This window comes from Acinetobacter sp. AOR34_HL (assembly GCF_027854795.1).
Lineage (GTDB): Bacteria > Pseudomonadota > Gammaproteobacteria > Pseudomonadales > Moraxellaceae > Acinetobacter > Acinetobacter junii.
Window position 1 is genome coordinate 30,185 of record NZ_JAKTID010000059.1, and the last position, 21,943, is coordinate 52,127.

18 protein-coding genes are annotated in these 21,943 nt (G+C 38.3%); 6 read left to right on the forward strand and 12 right to left on the reverse strand.

What is annotated here, in order from left to right:
* The first annotated feature begins 60 nt into the window (after positions 1-60).
* Complete coding sequence (locus MKL32_RS10440) at positions 61-639, forward strand: peroxiredoxin (protein WP_270900513.1); 579 nt, start codon at positions 61-63, stop codon at positions 637-639.
* A gap of 54 nt (positions 640-693) precedes the next feature.
* On the opposite strand, the gene ftn is transcribed toward MKL32_RS10440, so the two are convergent.
* Entirely contained in the window at positions 694-1,158 is a 465-nt protein-coding gene (ftn, locus tag MKL32_RS10445; RefSeq protein ID WP_004663600.1) for a heteropolymeric bacterioferritin subunit Ftn, read from the reverse strand.
* 352 nt (positions 1,159-1,510) lie between these two features.
* On the opposite strand from ftn, the gene MKL32_RS10450 reads away from it, so the two are divergent.
* Positions 1,511-2,566 (forward strand): SDR family oxidoreductase, encoded by a 1,056-nt coding sequence (locus MKL32_RS10450; protein ID WP_270900514.1) that lies wholly within the window; start codon positions 1,511-1,513, stop codon positions 2,564-2,566.
* A gap of 61 nt (positions 2,567-2,627) precedes the next feature.
* Here MKL32_RS10450 and MKL32_RS10455 read toward each other — a convergent pair whose 3' ends face one another.
* The 6 genes from MKL32_RS10455 to MKL32_RS10480 form a co-directional block, all read right to left on the reverse strand.
* Positions 2,628-3,146, reverse strand: a complete 519-nt coding sequence (locus tag MKL32_RS10455; RefSeq protein WP_039047441.1) for a DUF6155 family protein — start codon at positions 3,144-3,146, stop codon at positions 2,628-2,630.
* A complete protein-coding gene (gene ligA / locus MKL32_RS10460; RefSeq protein ID WP_270900515.1) occupies positions 3,143-5,176 on the reverse strand; it encodes an NAD-dependent DNA ligase LigA in 2,034 nt (677 codons plus the stop codon). The genes MKL32_RS10455 and ligA overlap by 4 nt, the downstream gene beginning before the upstream one ends.
* A 72-nt stretch (positions 5,177-5,248) precedes the next feature.
* The gene (locus MKL32_RS10465) at positions 5,249-6,247 is read right to left on the reverse strand and encodes a cell division protein ZipA C-terminal FtsZ-binding domain-containing protein (protein WP_270900516.1); all 999 of its coding nucleotides are present in this window, start codon (positions 6,245-6,247) and stop codon (positions 5,249-5,251) included.
* Between the two features lies 1 nt (position 6,248).
* Positions 6,249-9,698, reverse strand: a complete 3,450-nt coding sequence (smc, locus tag MKL32_RS10470) for a chromosome segregation protein SMC (RefSeq protein WP_039047439.1) — start codon at positions 9,696-9,698, stop codon at positions 6,249-6,251.
* A gap of 10 nt (positions 9,699-9,708) precedes the next feature.
* Positions 9,709-10,404, reverse strand: coding sequence for a GntR family transcriptional regulator (locus tag MKL32_RS10475; protein WP_039047438.1), 696 nt, complete (start codon positions 10,402-10,404; stop codon positions 9,709-9,711).
* A gap of 532 nt (positions 10,405-10,936) precedes the next feature.
* Positions 10,937-11,737, reverse strand: coding sequence for a sulfite exporter TauE/SafE family protein (locus tag MKL32_RS10480; protein WP_004960207.1), 801 nt, complete (start codon positions 11,735-11,737; stop codon positions 10,937-10,939).
* A 31-nt stretch (positions 11,738-11,768) separates the two neighbouring features.
* Between MKL32_RS10480 and MKL32_RS10485 the strand changes: the two genes are divergently transcribed.
* Entirely contained in the window at positions 11,769-12,521 is a 753-nt protein-coding gene (locus MKL32_RS10485) for a biotin--[acetyl-CoA-carboxylase] ligase (protein WP_017397494.1), read from the forward strand.
* A gap of 14 nt (positions 12,522-12,535) precedes the next feature.
* Positions 12,536-13,279 carry a pantothenate kinase gene (locus tag MKL32_RS10490; RefSeq protein WP_004960213.1) on the forward strand — a complete coding sequence of 248 codons (744 nt, stop codon included), beginning with the start codon at positions 12,536-12,538 and terminating at the stop codon, positions 13,277-13,279.
* On the opposite strand, the gene MKL32_RS10495 is transcribed toward MKL32_RS10490, so the two are convergent.
* Together MKL32_RS10495 and ffh are read right to left on the reverse strand one after the other, a co-directional pair.
* Positions 13,249-13,836, reverse strand: a complete 588-nt coding sequence (locus MKL32_RS10495) for an RBBP9/YdeN family alpha/beta hydrolase (protein WP_039047437.1) — start codon at positions 13,834-13,836, stop codon at positions 13,249-13,251. The two genes, MKL32_RS10490 and MKL32_RS10495, sit on opposite strands and share 31 nt — an antisense overlap.
* Before the next feature lie 172 nt (positions 13,837-14,008).
* Positions 14,009-15,418, reverse strand: a complete 1,410-nt coding sequence (gene ffh, locus MKL32_RS10500) for a signal recognition particle protein (RefSeq protein ID WP_004914148.1) — start codon at positions 15,416-15,418, stop codon at positions 14,009-14,011.
* A gap of 147 nt (positions 15,419-15,565) precedes the next feature.
* Between ffh and MKL32_RS10505 the strand changes: the two genes are divergently transcribed.
* On the forward strand, positions 15,566-16,375 hold the full coding sequence (locus MKL32_RS10505; RefSeq protein WP_039047436.1) for a cytochrome C assembly family protein: 810 nt from the start codon (positions 15,566-15,568) through the stop codon (positions 16,373-16,375).
* 79 nt (positions 16,376-16,454) lie between these two features.
* Complete coding sequence (locus MKL32_RS10510; protein WP_125271953.1) at positions 16,455-17,384, forward strand: tRNA dihydrouridine synthase; 930 nt, start codon at positions 16,455-16,457, stop codon at positions 17,382-17,384.
* Between the two features lie 40 nt (positions 17,385-17,424).
* Here the strand turns inward: MKL32_RS10510 and MKL32_RS10515 are convergent, their stop codons facing one another.
* The 3 genes from MKL32_RS10515 to MKL32_RS10525 are packed head-to-tail and all read right to left on the reverse strand — an operon-like array spanning position 17,425 to position 21,942.
* Positions 17,425-18,486, reverse strand: a complete 1,062-nt coding sequence (locus MKL32_RS10515; RefSeq protein WP_125271954.1) for a pilus assembly protein FilA — start codon at positions 18,484-18,486, stop codon at positions 17,425-17,427.
* A 12-nt stretch (positions 18,487-18,498) separates the two neighbouring features.
* Entirely contained in the window at positions 18,499-21,111 is a 2,613-nt protein-coding gene (locus MKL32_RS10520) for a DUF6160 family protein (protein WP_125271955.1), read from the reverse strand.
* Between the two features lie 27 nt (positions 21,112-21,138).
* Positions 21,139-21,942 (reverse strand): hypothetical protein, encoded by an 804-nt coding sequence (locus tag MKL32_RS10525; RefSeq protein WP_204379197.1) that lies wholly within the window; start codon positions 21,940-21,942, stop codon positions 21,139-21,141.
* Between the last annotated feature and the right edge of the window lies 1 nt (position 21,943).

Consider the following 21,943-nt stretch of genomic DNA (forward strand, 5'->3'; position numbering starts at 1 on the left):
TTTTCCTAGCGAGGTCAACTCGATTTGCTAAAATATGACCTATCACACTTTGAGATCAAAATGATGAATACGATAAAGTCCAAAGTTCTTATCGTTTGTAGCACACTTATGTTGCTCGGATCAGCGAGTTCAAGCTTTGCTCAAACCTCTATTTTCTCTAAACAAAATACCGCTCAAAAAGAATGGGTTGGACAGTCTGCACCAGATTTCAAACTGCAAGATCAAAGTGGAAAATGGCATACGTTAAGCCAATACAAAGGCAAATGGATTGTGCTTTATTTCTATCCAAAAGACGATACAGCTGGTTGTACCCAAGAAGCCAATCAATTTAAATCGCTCTATCCTCAGTTTTTAAAATCTAATGCTGTGGTACTCGGTGTGAGCTTAGACGATGTCGCGTCACATCAGAAATTCTCAAAAAAACTCGGACTTCCTTTCCCAATCTTGGCTGATGATAAAGGCGACCTTGCTGGAAAATTTGGCATTGTTCGAAACCTAGGTATTACCAAAATTGCCAAGCGAGAGAGTTTTTTAATTAATCCTCAAGGTGCCGTCATGTATCATTACACGAGTGTGAATACACAGACACATGCTGATCAAGTATTAAAAGATTTAAAAGAAGCACAAACTAAAAGATAATTCATAAATAAAAAAACTCAGCAGGTGCTGAGTTTTTTTACTTATTCGAAAATCTTAAATTTGCGATTGAATATAATTTTGCAAACCAATTAATTCAATTAAACGCAATTGTTTTTCTAACCAATACGTATGATCTTCTTCTGTGTCCGAAAGCTGCTGACGCAACATATCACGACTAATGTAATCACCTTTATCTTCACAAAGCTTAATGCCTGTCGCTAGTTTTTCACGCACATGATATTCAAGTGCTAAATCAGCTTTTAAACAACTTACGACATCTGTACCCACATTAATATCTTCACGATTCATATTCGGTTGAGCACCCAAAAATAAAACACGGCGAATGATTGAATCAGCATGTGAAGCTTCTTCTTGCATTTCATGATCAATACGCTCGTAAATTTTACTTAAGCCCCAATCTTCGTACATTCTTGAATGAATTAAATATTGATCACGAGCAGCCAATTCACCGCCAATGAGCATATTTAAATAGTCGATGACTTCTGGATTGCCACGCATAATACTTACTCCTATCGAATAACAACATTATGGTCAATTTACACAATAATTGCAAAACCAAAAGTGTGTAAGTTTATGATTTTTATAAAATTAAAATGAGAAACATACGCATTTACAGTTTTAATTCGCCCAATTTATCTAATTAAAATAAGCCTTTGCACATTGGGCAGACCTTTACAACTCAATGAATTTAATCAAAATCCTTTATTTAATTTTTTGTAACGATTCGCAATGCTTCTTATTCCACTGCAATTTTGATCAAAAAAGATTAAAAAATGACTGCTCGACTGTTGTTTGTTTATACAAAATTCGGTAAATAACATCAATCACAAAAACACAATGCGGAAATAAAATGGATAAAAGTAAGCCAATTCTGGTCACGGGTGCAACGGGTTATATTGCGAGCTGGATTATCGAACGGCTGTTGAATCAGGGTTATAGCGTTCATGCCACGGTTCGAGATCCATCTAAGAAAAATAAAATTCAGCACCTGTATGATCTAGCAGATAAATCATCAGGACAAATCCAGTTTTACCAAGCAGATTTACTCGAACCAAATTCCTTTGATGAAGCTATGCAAGGTTGTGAAGTTGTTATTCATACTGCATCACCTTTTGTAGTCACTAACTATAAAGATGCCGTCAAAGACATTATTGAACCTGCAGTGAAAGGCACAGAAAATGTCTTAGATAGTGTAAATCGTACAGAATCAGTCAAACGTGTGGTTCTCACTTCAAGCATTGCCTCAACCTATGGCGATGCGATTGAGATTCAAAATACCGCGAATAATGAGTTTGATGAAAGCCACTGGAACACTACGAGTAGTGAAACGCACCAACCCTATCCATATTCAAAAGTCGCGGCTGAACGTAAAGCTTGGGAAATGGCCGAGCAACAAAATCGCTGGAGTCTAGTTTGTATTAACCCAGCGTTAGTGATGGGACCATCACTCACTGATGCTAGTCAATCAGGCAGTATCGAAGTATTACAACAATTCGGGAATGGTACGACCTTATTTGGTGTGCCGCAAATGTGGAATGGCATTGTTGATGTTCGTGATGTTGCAGATGCACATGTTGCTGCGGCACTCAATCCAGCAGCAAAAGGCCGCTATATCGTGTGTGGTGGAACTTTAAGCTTACTCGAAATGGGTAAGGCATTAACGCAAAAATTTGGCTACAGATACCCTTTCCCACATTTTACCGTGCCTAAAGCAGCTTTTTCCTTGATCGCACCAGTATTTGGACATTCCCGTCAATTTGTAAAACTGAATATGGGTTATCCTATCTACTTTAATTCTCAACGTAGTGTGAAAGATTTAGGGATTCAATATCGCAATATTCGTGAAAGTGTTTGTGAACATTTCCAGCAATTGCTTGATGATGGGATTGTGAAAAAATATATTTAACAATAAAAAGCCTATTCAACCACATCGGTTTGAATAGGCTTTTTTCTTATAATTTCAAGTATTAATCATCAAAATAATCACTATAAATTTCACATAGTCCATCATGAAACCCCCAGCCAATATTATCTGTATCGTGACAAATTTTTGCTGCTCTTTGTTGAAATTGACTTTCTACATTGAGCTGCTTCATCCATTTCATTGCCTGAGCAAACATTGACTCCATGCTATTATAAAATGGCTCATTGATATCACCATACATGTTGGTAAATTTTACTCCAGTTTCAACATAATAGATTGCAAGATCAACTAGATGTATATTTAATCCATTGAGTTTTTTAAAGTCCATAACTGCTTTTCGTGCGACAGATAACCTTGCATCGCCAAATCCATGTTTGGGCAAAAATTCATCCTGAATTATTTTTTTATATTTAGAGAGTACGTCATTTGCCCCCTCTGCACTTATCTGTGAATCATAAAAATCTCTAACCACTGAAAACTGTTGATATAGTTTAACAATCTCTTGAAGCAATTGTTTTTCAGGTTTTGTGACAAGATGGGCTTTCAATGCTTTAATACTCATTCAACCCCTCCGTACTGCGCCAAGAAATCCAAAAACTCTTGCTCGTTCATTACACGAATGTCTAACTTTTGTGCCTTATCAAGTTTGCTCCCTGCTTTCTCACCAGCAACGACACATTTGGTTTTACTTGAAACACTACCACTCACACGCGCACCTAAAGCTTGAAGCCGCTGGGTTGCTTCATCACGCCCCATACTTTCCAATGTGCCAGTCACCACCCAACTTTCACCATTCAAAGGTTGGCGAGTTGGTGCAGTTGGTGCATCCCAATGAATCCCTGCAGCAAGTAAGCGCTCCAAGACCTTTAAGTTATGCTCGGCTTGGAAAAAATCCACAATCCATTCTGCCGTAATATCACCTACATCAGGTGTTTTCTTCAAAGCATCAATATCTGCAGCTTTCAAAGCATCGAAGGTCTGGAAAGTATTGGCGAGCATACGTGCCGTAGTTTCACCTACACCACGAATACCTAAAGCATAAATGAAGCGTGCCAATGTGGTTTTCTTACTTGCATCAATTGCATCAATAAGGTTTTGAACTGACTTTTCACCCATTTTTTCAATGCTGAGTAATTTTTCTCGATGTTCATGTAAGTGATAGATATCGGCTACATCTCTGAGTAGATCTAGATGTAATAATGACTCTACCCAACGATCACCTAAGCCCTCAATATCCATAGCCTTGCGTGAAACAAAGTGACGAATCGCCTCAATACGCTGTGCTGCACAATATAAACCACCAGAACAACGAGCTAAGGCCTCACCTTCTGGCATGACGACAGGAGAATCACATACTGGACAATTCGTTGGTAAATAAACAAGCTCAGCATCGGCAGGTCTAAATTCAGCCCATACCTTTTCAACTTTTGGAATCACATCACCCGTGCGATACACGCTGACGGTATCGCCAACACGTACATCCAAACGATGAATTTCACCAATATTATGTAAAGTTACATTCGAGACAGTCACACCGCCAACAAAGACAGGAGCTAAACGAGCAACAGGTGTTAGCGTGCCAGTACGCCCAACTTGCCAGTCAATATTTTCAACCTTGGTCAAAGCCGCTTGCGCTGGGAATTTATAGGCTGTCGCCCAACGTGGCTCTCGACTTAAAAAGCCCAGTTGTTGCTGCTGTTTAAGGTCATCGACTTTGACCACCATCCCATCAATTTCAACTTTGAGATTCGGACGTTCAAGCTGAATTTGCTCATAGCGTTGTTGAACTTCTTCAATAGACTCACAAAGATATTGACGCTCTGCGATCTCAAAGCCAAATTTGGTCAACCAGTGCAAACTGTCATGCATTGTCGTTAAGCCATGATGAGGCTCGCATTGAGCAATACCATAAGCATAAAAAGCCAATGGACGCGATGCTGCGATATTGGGGTCAAGCTGTCTTAAACTCCCCGCAGCAGCATTTCGTGGATTAGCAAAGGTCTTTTCACCTTTAGCCTCTTGATCTGCATTGAGCTTTTCAAAACCTGATTTTGGCATCAATACTTCTCCACGCACCTCTAAGAGTTGTGGAATAGCTTGGTGCTGAGGAGATAATATCTTAGGCAAATTACGGATGGTTTTGACATTTTGAGTAATGTCCTCGCCTGTTTCTCCATCACCACGAGTTACGCCTCGAATCAACACACCATTTTCATACCAAAGTGAAATCGCTAAACCATCGAGTTTAAGTTCAACCTCGTATTGAACCTTTTGATTCGGTAGGCGCTCATCAATACGACGTGCAAAGGCAAATAAATCATCCTGATTGAAAACATTACCTAATGACAGCATCGGCACTGCATGAGTCACACTTTCGAATTTTGATAATGCTTGTCCACCGACTTTATTCGTGGGTGTATCAGCTTGCATAAACTCTGGATACTGTTGTTCTAATGCTTTAAGTTGATGAAATAAATGGTCATATTCACTGTCGGTGATCGTAGGTTGATCCATCACGTAGTAAGCATGATTATGTTTAGCGATCAATTGAATCAATTGACGCATTTGCTCAATAACTGAGTTTTGTTCCATTTAAATTTCACCATATAAAAGGGCGGAAAACCGCCCTATGTCTTTCATTGCATTTATTACAAAAATTTGATTTTAAACAGTTGTTTGACTTGGTCGATAGTCAATCACATGATGACGCCAATGCTCTTTCAACTGCGGAGAAAACTCGAGGTTATTCTCATCATAAACTTTACCATCAATTTCACGCGCAATTAATCCTGCAATACTAGTCATCATATCGTAGCCAGTAACCGCTTTGCTGTTTGGTAGAGCAAGGAAGAAAGCCAAGCCCTGTACTTGTTCACCTGATAACGTCTCCAAGTCAAAACCTGCTGGACCATTATCTGTAATGCGCAATACTGAAAACATCAAAGCACTTGGTTCATCAGTATTTTCATAGCGGTGGAAACATGACATTTCACCAAAACGCAAACCGTATTTCAATAATACTTTTAATGCTTTGTCTCCAGAAAGTGCACGGCGCGGGTTTGGATAGACATTTAAGGCAATAATTTCTTCAGCAGTTGCTAACGCACTTTCATCATCGTAACGTTGTTGCTCATGCAAATGGACATCTAAAATATTACTTTCACCATCAAACTCAGCAATCTCAACAGTCTCAATACTTGAGTTTAACGTGAGTTCAGGCTCAACTTTCGCTTCATCAAGTTTATCGGAAGGATTTACTTGATCCTCTAAAGCCTTCGCTTCTGTCTGAGTTGGAGTGGAAAGTTCAGCTTCAGTTGCTACAGATGTTTTAACTTCAACTGATTCAGCAATCTCTTGAACTTTTTCAGGTTCAGATGCTTTTTCAACTACAGTGACTGGTTGAGAAGCAATAACGGGAGCAGCTTCGATTGGATTAGTTTTAAAACTCGGCTCAACACGCTCAACAGCAAGCTCAGGAGTTTCCACCTTCAGAATCTGATCTCTCACATGACGTGGAATCACAGGCTGATTACTTTCAGGATTAATGTGCAAATCTGCTTCTAGTGAAGGCTCAACTGGTTTTGGTTTTCTTAAAATCATTATCAAACCAACGAGCATAATCACAACGGCAATAACAATGCCTATTATTGTATTCATTTCCATATTAGGACTCCGCAACTAACCCGTATTCTTTTGCCTGTTCTAAATCGACAGTCACTAATTTTGATGTACCTGGCTCTGGCATGGTCACTCCCAATAGATCAGTTGCCATTGTCATCGCCAATTTATTATGTGTAATGTAAATGAATTGTACCTGTTCAGAAAGCTCTTTTACCAAATTACAATACCGTTGTACATTCGCATCATCCAACGGCGCATCTACTTCATCTAGAACGCAGAAAGGCGCTGGATTCAATCTAAAGATCGCAAACACCAAAGCTAGAGCAGTGAGTGCTTTTTCTCCACCTGACAGCAAAGCCAGCGAGCTATTACGTTTGCCTGGTGGTCGAGCCATTAATTTGACACCTGACTGCCAGTCATCCTCAAGACTCAAAGTGGCTTCACCGCCGTTAAAAACTTTAGGGAACAATACTTGTAGCTCTTGGTTGACCTGATCAAAGGTGGTCATAAATAGCTTTCGTGTTTCTTGATCAATGCTTTTCATTGCATCTTTTAGTTGGTCAACAGTATTTTGCAAATCTTGCATCTGATGGCTAAGCTCATCAAAACGCTGTGACACCTCTTCGTATTCTTGAGAAGCTGCTAAATTGACTGCGCCAATTTTCTCAAACTGTTGTTGTGCTTTTTCCAGTTTTTGCTGATGCTCTTTAATTTCAATCGACAGATCAGATACAGGTTCGGAATTAAGTTCTTTGAGTTGTTCTAAATAATGTTCACGATCTGACTTAGCTGCCTGCCATGCCAAGCGTTTTTGTTCCAACTGTTCACGCACCTGTTCATCTTTTTGTTGGGCTTGATGGCGTTGCTCTGTCAGTTGTTGCTGCTTTTCTTGTACTTGATTCAATTCAAGCTGCCATTCATTCCAATTTTTTTGCAATTTTTCAGTTTGCTGGAACTGCTCTTGAAATTGTGACTCGAGATTAGGTAACTCGAGTTGAATTGGATCAACAAATTTCTTTGCCTGTTCTATTTGCTCAATAATTTGTCGATATTGTGTCTTTAAAAAAGAAATATCTTTTTCCAACAACTCAATCTGTTGATTGGCTTGTGAAGTCTGCTGGCGTAATACTTCACGTTGTTGTTGTTGTTGAGTCAACTGTTGTTGTTGTTCATCCAATTGCTCATTTAAACTTTCAACCTGAAACTGCAAAGTTTTATAGTTCGGTAATACCGCTTCTAATTTAATTGCGAGTGCATGCAGATCAATTTCTAGATCATCTCTCTGCATCGCATCTTCTTCAAGCTGCAAATCCAATTGTTTTAGTTGATCTGCCAATTGCTGTTGCTGCAATACATAAGCCTGTGCAGTACTTTGTAATTTAGCAATTTGCACATCGAGTTGTTGTAATTCTTTTTGCTTTTGTTTTTGGCTTTGTTGCTGTTGCTGTAAATGTTGTTGCTGTTGCTGCAAAGTTTGTTGTTGAATAGAAAATTGGTTTTCTAACTCAAGTAATTGTGGCTGCATTTCTGCAAGTTGTTGTTCGATTTCCTCTAAACGCACTTGATGGCTTAGCATGCCCTGTGCACTTTGGCTATCTTCATCATAGTGCAGAGCGATCACCCAATCAGCCCCGACATGATAACCATCAAGCGTCAAAATCGATTGTGCATGAATAAGATCAGACTGATGACTCAATGCTGTTGTTAAATCATCTGCAACGGCAACATTTGCCCAGAGCGAAGATTGTGGAGCTTCAATAAAATCATTTAAACGACGCAGTTGTTGTATTTGAATCTTTTGCTGCGTGGATGATTTTAACTGACGTGCCACATCTTCTTGGAATGTTTGTCCACTTTCGATCAACTGTGCTTGTAACCATTTAGCTAAAAATTTCTCAATGATCACAGCATGAGATTTGCCTTGAGTTGTTAAGCGCAAGCTTTGCATCAATCGAACAGCATTTTGATTTTGTTTTGGACTCTGCTTCGCCAGCAATTGATTCAAATTTTTCTGTTCAGCCAATAGAACTTGAATTTCTGTTTTTAAACTCTGTAAATTGGCTTTATCTTGCTGTTGTTGATCCTGCAAAATCTTTGCATTTTGTTGAAATTGCTCAATTTCGGTTTCTAAAAGAATGATTTCTTGTTGTAATTGCTGCTGTAATTGTTCTAGTTGTGCTTGCTCATCATCCTGAACCTGAGCACGAATCTGATTACTTTGGTTCTGCAAAGTCTGCTTTTGTTGTTCGATTCGTTGCACATTTTTAGCAAGCTGTTCAATTTGTGCCGCCATTTGCAACTTTTTTTGTTGCTGCTGATCAACTTGGGTTTTAATTTGTTCAAATTGTTGTTGTGCTTGTTTTTGTTGCGCCTGAAGATCACTAAAGTGATGTTCGGTCGATTGTGTTTGCTGCTCCAATTCAACTAAGGCTTCACTCTGCTCATCATATTGTGCAGTTAAAGTTTCGACCTGAAGTTCAGAAAGCTGTAGTCGTTCTTTAGTTTGAAGTTTTTGTTGTTCAAGCTGAATCAGACTACTACTATTTTGTTGAAATAAGCTTTGCTTTTGCTCCAAAGTCATTTTCAATTCAGCCAGTTTCTTCTCTGCCTGTTGCCATTCATGCTGCAAAGGTGACGATTGCTGAATCAAACGTTGAAATAAAGCACTTGTCGCTTCTAAATCATGCTCAATTGTATGCGACTCTGACCGAACTAATTTAAAGCGTTCGCCAAGCTCGTTCATTTCAACAGTATATTCTTGTTGTAACTTCTGACTTTGATTCGCTTGGAAAGACAGTATTTCGATTTTTAAAGTACGAATCTGATTTTCTAAGGTTTTATATTGGATGGCGGCTTCGGACTGGCGTTTTAGCGTTCTCAGCTGTGATTTTAATTCAGCCGCTATATCTTCCAAACGCGCTAAGTTTTGCTCAGTATGTTCTAAATGCTGCAAAGTCTCACGACGACGTGCTTGATAGCGAGATACGCCAGCAGCTTCTTCAATAAACACTCGCATTTCTTCAGGTTTAGCATCAACCAAACGATTGATCATACCCTGTTCAATGACTGCATAAGAACGTGGTCCTAGACCAGTTCCTAAAAAAATATCGGTAATATCACGACGGCGGCATCGTGTGCCATTCAAGAAGTATTCTGATTTTCCTTCACGTGTGACCTGACGACGAACAGCAAGCTCATTATATGCATTGTATGCGCCGCCTAATTTTCCATATGTATTATCGAAACGAAGCTCTACACTGGCAACACCGACAGGTTTACGCTTAGATGTCCCTGTAAAAATAACATCCTGCATACTACCGCCACGCAACTGACGTGCATTCGATTCGCCCATAACCCAACGGATCGCATCAATCACATTCGATTTTCCGCAACCGTTCGGCCCAACTACCGCAGTGCGGTTCGCCTTAAAATGTAAAGTGGTACTATCGGCAAAAGATTTAAAGCCTGAAAGTTTTAAACTGCTTAAACGCATACTGCCCTAACTAACGGCGTGAGCGTCTCGCCCAAGCCAATTCAATCTGTTTCATTCGTGTTAGAGATTCCAACACAAGGTTGCTCAAGTGTCGACAAAAATCTTCCATAAATAAAGCAGCTTGTTGTGATTTTCGGATCAAAATTGCATCAATCACTAACTTAAACAAGGTAAATGATTCTTGTAGTTCTCGGCGCGATGTATTTAAGGTTAAAAAATAGCTACGACGTAGTGATGGCAACAATTCCTTATAAAATTGCATCATGTAAGGATTAGCCACCATCTCATGTTGTTCTGCTAGATATTTAAAAATAGCATCATAGAATTTCTCTATATCACCAGCACGAACAAACTCGACAAGTTGATCCAATAACTCTTGTAGTTGCTCAGCTTCATTTACTCGCCAAGTTTCACTAATACGCTGCACAATATGCCCAAGAACCATCACATTGGTATCAAACAAAGCTTTGACTTGCTGAGCAGACATTTCAGAAACAATCGCCCCACGACGTGGAAAAATTTCGATCAAATATGTACGTTCTAGTAATAACAATGCTTCACGGACAGAGCCACGACTGACATTTAATTCTTTAGCAATGCGCAATTCTTGAATGCGTTCACCCTCGACAAGCTCACCACTAATTATTTGTTCACTAATATATTTTGCAATCTGTTCAGAAAGACTATCCGCCTCTTCGAGATTCATGAGCCCCTCGCTATCTTTGTTATACGCATTTTCCAATGCTGTTTGCGCTTTTTTGTTTTAACTGATCTGACCTTATAAATTCTATATCATTGTCTGACAATTTCATTGCTTTTTAAGCCAATCACTACTTTTAGACACTATTTCATCTTTAAAATTGACTTAATAATCTATTTTTATAATTTAAAGATCAATTATTTAGATACTCTACTAAGCATCAACCGAATATCTGAAACATTTTTTCTAATTGATTTTTTATTGATATCATTCTCATAAATTTTTATTTATGCAAAATAGGTCTCATTTAAAATTCTAGCATCCTAGTTCGTTTATCCAATAAAAAAGTAGTTACAAGCAAACAACCTTATTGTTCATAACTTATTGTTCATAACTTAATTTCCAATCGAAGATCACCATCTTTAGACTAAAAAGTCTTTTCTTTTCAATGGTTACACGCCAACAACATGACGTGCACTTTTAGAATAAAACAGCCTATTAAATCAACGTAATAGTAATGATTACATGCAATTAAGAACTAAATTAAACCTTTGTAAATAAAGTAGCTTCCAACAAAAACCAATAATCCTGCAAAACACTTCTTCAGCATCGCTGCTGATAATCGATGCGCTACCCTAGCACCAACTTTGGCAGTAATAAAACTCATCACACTGATCCCCAGAAAAGCATATACATGTACATAGCCAATCGTATTGGGAACATTAATCTGTTCTTTTGCACCAAACCACATAAATCCAATCGCACCTGCTAAAGCGATTGGTAAACCACAGGCTGCAGATGTTGCTACAGCTTGTTGCATCACTACACCATGTCGATTGAGATAAGGAACCGTTAAACTCCCGCCCCCAATACCAAAAATCGCGGATGCGATACCAATTCCGCCCCCTGCTGCAAATTGTAGTGGTGCTGAAGGTAAATGCTTATTAGGATCAATCTGTGCATGCGCTCCTCTAAACATTTTATAAGCCATCCACACCGCAAAAATGCCAATCACTAACTGTAAATGTTGTCCTGACATCAGATCAGCAATTCCCGCCCCAAAAAAAGAGCCTAATATCAATCCTGGAGCTAGATTCTTAAATACCGACCATAGCACTGCGCCTTTTTTATGATGCGCCATGACTGAGCTGATTGAGGTAACAACTATGGTTGCAAGTGATGTACCTACAGCTATGTGCATAATGACATTAGGATCATAATTCAGCTGAGTGAATACAATAAATAAAATTGGAACAATTATTAATCCACCACCAACACCAAACAATCCTGCGGTGAATCCAGCAATTGCACCAATGAGCAAATATATGATTAACTCCATGAATACATGACCACTCTACTTGTAAAAAATGATGGATGATTTCGCAACACGCCAGTTACAGCAACTCTTAAATGCAAAGAATCAATATCCAGAAGTGGTGTTATTCAAAACCACAACGACATCTACTAATGATGATATGCGTGAGCTTGCTCAAAAAGGCATGACAACAGGTCTTGTGTGTAGCGCGCAACAAACCAAAGGACGTGGTCAACACCAACGTGAATGGGTTTCCCCTGATGGAAATGTTTATTTAAGCACACTGATTCAAACCAATACAGCACTTGATGGGCGACTTGCACTTGAAGTTGCATTGAATATTTTACAGATCCCATGCTTACGTAACTTATCATTAAACGTCAAATGGCCAAATGATTTATACAGTTCACAAGGGAAATGGGGTGGGATCTTAGTTGAACCGCTTTCTGTAAATCAAGCGATTGTCGGTGTAGGTATTAATATCAATACCCCTAATGTGGAAGATGCAGATCAATCAATTACATCGCTACATCATTTAGGATTATATCAACTTGAACGATTTCAGCTTATTGCTGAATTATATGTTGCGATTCAACAAGCAGCTCAATGGTTCGAACATGGTAGCTATAATCTAGCTGAACGATTTAATCATCATGCGATTTGGATCAATGAGTTTGTAGAGTTTGAACATGCACTAGGTAAAACCTATGGTCAGTTCCAAGGCATTTCGAATGATGGTGCCGTTATAATCAAATCAGATCAAACACAACAGTTCTATCAAGGTCGTTTACGTCTTGCATCTAACTAAGGGATCACAATGCGATGAAAAGTTTATGGCTTGATATTGGTAATACTCGTTTAAAATATTGGATTACACAGCAAGATCAAATTATTGAGCATGCTGCTGAATTACATCTCCAATCGCCTGCCGACTTGTTGTTAGGACTTATTCAACATTTTCGTTATCAGAACATTACTCACGTTGGGGTATCTTCTGTTCTTGATAGTGAAAATAATCATCGTATTAAAACAATCCTAGATATTTTAGAAATACCCGTCATTTTTGCCAAAGTACATACTGAATATGCTGGATTACGATGTGGCTACGATGTTCCAAGTCAGTTAGGAATAGACCGATGGTTGCAAGTATTAGCAACCGCTAAACCGAATGAGAGCTATTGTGTGATTGGATGTGGAACGGCTTTAACTATTGATCTTATTGATGGTTTCCAACATCTAGGTGGATATATTTTACCTAATCTGTACTTACAGCGTGACTCTCTGATTCAAAACACTAAGGGTATCAAAATTCCAGATTCTGCCTTTGATAATCTAGATCCAGGACATAACACCGTTGATGCTGTCCATCATGGCATTCTTTTAGGCTTGATTAGCACGATTCATCAAATCATGCAGCAATCGCCAAGAAAACTCGTACTCACAGGTGGTGATGCCAATTTGTTTGAAAAATTTTTAAAGCATTATCAACCGCAAATCGAATCGGATTTACTTTTAAAAGGCTTAAAACATTATGTTCAGGTCAATTCTGCTGCTACTAATGTTTGAATTACCTTAAATAAATGTTCAAATTCACGATAGCCATCATCCTCACAAAAATGTCCTGCTTGGCTTACTTCAATCAATTGTGCATTAATATAATGTGCAAATTTGAATGTGTATGGCACAGGCACGACAGGATCATTGCTTGAAAAAAACACGATACGTCGAAGGATATTCGTTCGAAGGTATTTGCTATCGAAACGATTTTCTTGAATAAATTGACTCCATTCTGGATGTTGCGGAATTGTTTCGTTAAAACCTGCTAAAAATAATGCTGCCTTAATAGATGTCCCTTTGAGCTTATCAGCTAAATATCTCGCTGCCGCTAGACAAGATAATCCATGTGCAACCAAAATACTTTGTTGATTAATAGTACTTAATTGCGCCTCTAAGCAAGTTTGCCAAACCTCCGCATCAGGATGACTTGAATCAGCCAGAACAACTCTTTCAGCAGAGATACCAATGCTTTTTAGTTGTTGCTCTAACCAGATATACCAATGCTGTTCTGGATTTGCATTTTCACAATGCAAAATAAAAACCTTATTTTTCATATCTTGTGACATAGTTTACATTTATCAATAAAATCATATATTTAATTTTTATTATCTAATTTTTACTAAACGTTTAGTGTTTAATTTTGTACTATTTTTATACACTAACTTTTTTATACACCAACCATCAGTTAATAAAAAAGGCGCTAATGCGCCTTCTAATGAAAGTATGGACTTTTATTTATTATTTTTTGGTATCGTTGTTACCAAATAACGGCCCCATACCGCCGCCACCACCGAATTGTTTCTGCATATTGCCCAATGATTTCAACATTTTGCTCATGCCTGATGGATTCGCAAATTTCTTCATCATCTTCGCCATTTGTGCTTGTTGCTTGATCAATTTATTCACTTCAGCAACATCCATACCACAACCAGCAGCAATACGTTTTTTACGGCTTGGATTAATTAAATCAGGATTACGACGTTCTTTAATCGTCATCGACTGAATAATCGCTTCCATACGCTTAACTTGCTTTTCAGGATTAGCTTTTTCAATTGCATCCTGAATGCCCGCATTACTCATACCAGGCAACTTATCCAAGAAGCCCATCATGCCGCCCATTTTACTCATTTGCTCAAATTGCATCAGCATATCTTCAAAGTTGAAGGTACCGCCTTTTTGCAATTTTTTCGCCATTTTTTCGGCTTTTTCTTTGTCGATCTTACGTTCAACTTCTTCGACTAAAGAAAGGACATCACCCATGCCCAAAATACGTTGTGCAACACGATCTGGGTGGAATGGCTCAAGCGCATCTAGTTTCTCACCAATACCCAAGAACTTGATCGGCTTACCCGTGATGGCACGAACAGAAAGTGCAGCACCACCGCGTGCATCACCATCAGTTTTAGTGAGAATCACACCAGTTAAAGCCAAAGCATCATTAAAAGCTTTTGCTGTATTGGCAGCATCTTGACCTGTCATCGCGTCAACGACGAACAAAGTCTCGGTCGGCTTCACAGCAGCATGTAATTCTTTGATCTCATCCATCATGTCTTCATCGACATGTAGACGACCTGCCGTATCGACAATCAAAACGTCAGCAAATTGAATTTTTGCTTGCTCAATCGCACGATTGACAATATCAATTGGTTTTTCTGACGCTTGTGATGGAATAAAACCAACACCAACTTCATTTGATACTGTTTCTAACTGCTTAATTGCTGCTGGACGATACACGTCGGCAGAAACAGTCATTACTTTTTTCTTTTGACGCTCTTTGAGGAAACGCGCTAATTTTGCAGCTGTCGTGGTTTTACCAGCACCTTGCAAACCAGCAAGAAGGACCACAACCGGTGGTTTTGCGCTTAAATCAAGAGTCTCATTTGCCTCACCCATCATTTTGGTGAGTTCATCATAGACAATTTTTACAAATGCCTGACCTGGAGAAAGCTGAGTCATTACTTCTTGACCAAGTGCTTCTTCCTTCACCTTCGCGATAAATTCACGAGTTACAGGTAACGCCACATCGGCTTCAAGAAGTGCCATACGTACTTCACGTAAGGTATCTTTAATATTGTCTTCGGTCAGCTGCCCTGAGCCAGTAACATTTCTTAAACTCTGTGTGAGTCGTTCTGTTAAGGTATCAAACATTGCGAAATCCGCTTAAAATGGCTAGTTGCAAAAAAATCTTTCTTAAAATAGAAAATTTATGCATAAGATGCTATAGGATACTGTAGTTCGAAGCGAATTTATATCTTATATGGTGAATATTATTCATCCCCCTAAAAAAGGTTTGACATGATCAGTCTCCCCTTGGTTTACACAATTTTGGCACTTGTCTCATATACCAGTTCATTCTGGTATCTGTTTATCCATTTAATGTCAAAACGTACTCCAAATCTTTGGTGTTATGGTCTTATTGTTGTATTAGGATTGATACTTCATGGTCTTGTCTTGTCACAGGATATGATTACTCCGTTAGGGGTAAATTATGATGTATTTAATCTCATTTCCTTTACCTCTGGACTGATGTTAAGCCTAAGTTTAATTTTAAGTCTCATTCGCCCAATATTACCTCTAAATTTAATCGGCATTCCTGTTGCTGCGATTGGACTAATCCTAGGGTTTTCTTTAAGCCAATCCAATCAAACCATTGAACATCATGGAGTCGGTTTAGATACCCATATTATTTTGTCTTTGTCCGCTTATGCGGTTCTGTTAATGGCAACCATTCAAGCAGTTCTATTATGGTTTCAAGACAGAGAACTTAAGAAAAAACAAAAAAAACGTATTTGGGTCAACCTGCTCCCTCCTTTTCAAGTGATGGAATCCTTACTTTTTGATTTAATTATTACTGGGTTTGGTTTACTCACCACTGCACTAATCTTTGGTTTCTTTACCATTGATAATTTCTTTGCTCAACACCTCGCTCACAAAACTGCATTTAGTATTATTTCTTGGTTTTTATATGGAGCTTTACTAATCGGACATTACAAATTTGGTTGGCGTGGTCGTAAAGCGATTCGATTTACAATTACTGGATTCGTATTACTAGCAATCGGATTTATTGGCAGTAAATTTGTTTTAGAAATGATATTAGGGCGTTAATTTAACTGCCCCAATAAAAACTAGACAGCTTCTCTTAAAATACGTATAAACCAGTTTTTGTTTAACTAGGTAATGCATTGTGAAACTCGCACTCGCCCCTATGGAAGGTCTAACAGATCCAATTATGCGTGATGTCCTCACTCATGTTGGTCGTTTTGATTGGTGTGTGACTGAGTTTATTCGTATTACTGACAGCATTCTACCTGACCATATTTATTACAGTTTTTGTCCTGAACTAAAAACTGATGGTAAAACAGCTGCTGGAACACCAGTACATGTTCAATTTTTGGGAAATAATCCTGAAATGCTCGCAGCCAATGCTGCTAAAGTCGTTGAACTCGGTGCTCCTGCAATTGATCTAAATTTTGGATGTCCAGCTAAAACAGTCAATCGCCATCGCGGCGGTTCAGTTTTATTAGATGAACCTGAAACGGTACATCTCTTAGTCAAAGCTGTTCGTGATGCTGTACCTAAACATATTCCAGTTTCAGCAAAAATGCGACTCGGTTATTTAGATGAAAACCATACACTCGATAATGCACATGCTATTGAAGATGCCGGTGCTAGTTGGCTCACAGTTCATGCTCGAACAAAAGCCGATGGCTATACACCTCCTGCCTATTGGGAAAAAATCCAGCCGATTACTGAAGCATTGAAAATCAATGTAATTGCCAATGGTGAAATCTGGAATAATGCTGATGCCAAAGCATGTTTAGAACAATCAAATTGCCAAGATTTGATGATAGGACGTGGCGCTGTTACAACTCCAGATTTGACACTCTGTATCCGTGAGAATAGCAACCAAGCGATTTTAACATGGCAAGATTTGGTCGTATTACAACAACGTTTTTTAAGCGGACAATTCAAAACTGAAATTGGAATGATTGGTCGTTACAAGCAATGGTTAGGTATGATGACTAAAGCCTATCCGGAAGCTCAAGAATTGTGGAGCCTAGTAAAACGAGAAAAGCAACTTGAGAATATTCTTGAATATTTAAATAAAAAATAGGGAGCGATACTCCCTATTTTTTACTAATGCTCTTGATTAATTACAGACCACTAATTTTCATTTTTAAGTCAGTAACTGAAGCATTTTTAAATCCAACATTTCCAATTGAACTATTTTGTAGACCATTAAATCGATAATTAGCACTTCCAACCGCAGGAATTGTTGTCATATCATTACCTAATTTGATTTCATTTAATGATAAATCAACTGCATCAGAGGTGATACAAGTACTAGGTGTTGTAGAGCACGTGTTTACAAAATTTCCAAAAACAAAACCATCGGATTCAATACCAGCATGAAAATTATCTAAACGAAAACCTGTTAAAGGATTTGATGCTTTCATTTGAAACTTAAAATTTGCACCAATAGCTGTTGTTGTTGGATCAGTTTCAGTAGCGTAGCTAGAGACTAGCATCATATTACACCCTGTCCCAGCTCCACAAATAGAATCAATCGCCCCACCTAGACCCACCATGTAACCCTGTGGCGCTGCTCCGAGCTGAATATTCATTTTCGGTTTATTCGTAGCTAAAAACTTTATATTCAAACCGTCATTTAATCTAAGTAACTCTTTAACACCTGTATTTAATGTTGCTGTAGTTCCACCAAAAATGGTTCTTTGCGTATAAGTACCAGGAGTTGTCAAACCCATATCTGATACAGCATTTGCACCAGCCGTATAGATAGAGAATTTAGAAAATACTAACTCATCTAAATTTCCAAAAGTTATCCCGATATTCGCGAAAGCTCCATTAGTACCAGTCCCCTTATCTGTATCAATAACAGCATTTAGACTTAAGTTAGTAGAAGTACCAGCAGCTTTTGCGGTTATAGTTGGACTCGACATAGTTGAATTAGGACTTTGTGCAAGTACTAACGCAGCTCTACCACGATATTCTGTTGCAGCAACCGTCTTTGTATCCCAACCATCAGGATCAATCACAGCCATTTGTTTAAATTCAATGCTTGGGGTAGTTACATTAATATTTAAACCATCTTGACCAGTCGCAACTGATAGACTTTGATCATCCATTGGTTGCATTGCTATTACTAGAGGACTAAAAAATAGAGTTAGACATCCTAGCATCTTATTTTTATTCATCAGATTCTATCCTTAGTTTCGAGGAATAATTCCTAATTGGCCAGTAATACGTCCACCCGTCAACACCATTTCACCTAAGCGTTGTGGCTGTGCTCCCACTGTTGGAGGATAAAGATTTATATCTCGAACTCTTAATACACCCGCAATCTTTTCAGCATTTGTTGCACTATTTGCTCCACCAGTTGCTCCAATACCTGTTGTTCCAGCTGGGTTGAAAGTTAGACCTGCTTTAAAGGAGACCATACCATCACAACCAGCTGTAGGACATGTCTCTCGAGTATCTGGTGAAATAATAATTGCATTATTAAATGCAACTTTACCATCGATATTATCGAAACCTACAGTAGAACCATCTAATGGATCACTTAACTGAATTGCACTTTTCCCACCATCTTTTACAGCCTTAAGTTCTAACTCACCAACAACACTTAAGCGACTACCATCAGTACTGGTATATTCACTATTTGGTATTAAAGAAAGATCTATTTTCTTACCGTCTAAACGTAATTTAGTAGACAACAAAACATCATTATTATTTGAGAAGTCCGCTGATGAAGCTGATGCCGGTGTAGATGTCCCTTTATATAATGCTCCTGGTAAATATCCTCCTGCAATTTGTGCAGATAAGATAATCAAAATGTCTTTTAAGCTAGCATTAAAACTTCCATTTTCAAGCCCAACTGTTCCCGTACCGCGCAATAACATATCGATATTACGCAAACCAATATAACGTACTGAGTTTGTATCTGCGTTATCTAATAACAAGATTGAAGTAGTCTTTTGCTTAGTAGTATCTGTACTTCCATTCATACCCGTAGTACTCATGGCAAGTGAAAAACCTAAACGCTCAGCACCAGCTACAACAGTATATCTTGTTCCACCTAAATCATAATAGTAAGCATCTGCTGGAGCAGTTGTACCATACATGGCTAAATTTGCATTTAAATCATAGAAAGGTAATGCTAAACCCCACGTATTACCTGCAGTATCATTGATTTTAGGAATCGTTGTACCTGTCGTTCTTGCACTATTGGTAAAACGTCCGCTGCGTGAAAATGCCTGAAACTCTGCACCTCGAATAGCAGCCAGAAGCGCATAAGGATTTTGATCAGTCGTTCCATTATGAATATTTTGAACGTAATCAGCATCAGTGGTTAATGTTGTAGAACTAGAACCATTCCAATAACGACTTGTTTGCAATACTTTATTCGCTGGTAATAAAACAGTTTTTGTATCTACTAAATTTAGATAAACATTTCCTGTATCGAACGAACCTCTGTTTCTCAAATTCAAACCCGTTAATTCTCCGAATTCAAATCCGTAGGTATTAAACCCTGCGCCCCCTAGCTCCAATGTCGTCGCTTTTGTATTATCGCCTTGCAACATTGGATCATTCTTTTTAGTAAAGTCAGCTTTCATACGGAAAGCTATACCGGTATTACCAATAATATTTTGTGTTCCTGACGAACTCACCCCGTTATTCGCTTTACCTAAAATATTAGTATTATCAGGATTACCAAATTGGTTAGACGCTACATTATAAACAGGATCTGTTCGGGTAAATCCATCGTTGCTATTAGCATTTGTACCACGTATCTGTATAGAACCATTGACCATACGACCACTTGCACCTAATCGTATAAGTCCTTGAGCTTTTTCTGATGTAGCTTGACCATTTAAAGGGGTTTTAGTTCCATCTACAGAATAACGGTTATTTGGATTTACATTTTTATTCAGCATAAATTCTAAGTTTAAACCCGAATTACTCGCCGTAGAAGAATATGTATTTCCTGTAATTGTTCCAGAATTTGCAGGATCATTTACACGAGTAAAATCGACATAACCGTATGTTGTATTAGGCGTGGTACTTGTTGAAGTATTTACAGTACCATCTGCATTGTAATTAATAACTGCATCTGGTACTCCAGCTGCATTAGTTCGAACAATAAATCCTTCTGTACCATCAATGTACATTACGCCTTTAGCAAAAAAATTAAAATTAAAATTTTTCAGGATTAATTGATTGAGTGTTTGGCTTGGTGATAATCCAGTTGTTTGTCCAAGATAAATACTTGCATTTTTCGAAGCAAACGTTAATTCACTCTGACCAGTCTTACTAAATAGACCATCTCGAGTTTTAAAACTAATACTTGTATCTGAGTTAGTTTGTATCGCGATGTCCCCAACTGGACTGCCACAAGCTGTTGAGTCACAAACCTTAAACTTATTCATACTGATTAAAACAGGCGCAACTTTTAAATTGAAGTCTAATCCTGCCTTATTGGATTCACTACCAGTATTCATTTGGATATTGATATTAGGTCTTACTGTTGGTGATGAGCTATGCGATTGAATTTTGAAATTCTCAGCTTCAGCTCGTAAGGTGGTGTCAGTTGCTTTTCCTGCACTTCCACGTCCTGCATTATCTTGCCAAAAGAAAGTCCCTACATTCAACTCTTTAAAATCTAAATTAACATTTAACCCATCTTGTGCGTTAACGTCACGCATAGATGTATCATCTAATGCTTGTAAAGCATAAGTAGAGTTGCTAACTAATAAAATACTTACAGCTAGAGTATTAAGGACAAAATATCGTGTCTGTAGCTTCTGATTTTTCTTTTCCATTGTTCAATCCTTTGAATTCAATAAAATTTAACAACGAGCATGATTACTACATGCAAAAATTTGTACCTTACCATCTATTGCAAGATTGCCATTCATTTGTAAACCGATAAAACCTTTTTCTCGGCCAGTGTCATAATTATTTGCTGTTGTCACAGTAATAGGTGAAGAAGTCCCAATTACACCTGTACTTTGCGGAACTGCACTAAATGTTCCTGTTTTTAAGAATCCATAATCTTGCGGGTTAGTGCTTGTACCCTCTATCAGATTACCATTAGTATCATAATATGAAAGGACAGAGCCCGTATCTTGCTCAATTGATAATGCATTAAAGCCAAAATTACGAATTTGAATTGGCTTACTACTATCAAAAGTAAATTGCATAGCAGGCTTAATTACCGTACCAGTGCCAGTTTTTGGAAGGTATTCTAAATCAACTGCATCTAAGCCTAATTTCTGGATATTCAAAGTACCCTGCAATCCTTTGAAGACCACCCAAAGTTTACGTCCTTTATTATCTATACTAGGATCACTAGCTGCCATCGACCAAACTGGATCATTTGCATCCGCTGAACCCTGTTGTACAAAGCGTTTATTTACAGAAATTGCTAGACGACAATACTCTAAGCGTGCTGGATCGCAGTTAAAAGTTGGTGTAATTCCTGCCAATAAATCGCTATCACTTAAGATATTATGGTTTAAGGAGAGTTTAAATGATAAATCTGCCCCACCCTGTCCTTGTATAGACTGAAGTGTTTGATTATCCAAAGCTTGTAATTCAGCATGAGATAAATTAGTTATGGATAATAGGAGTAAAATCGCTATTTTTTTCATC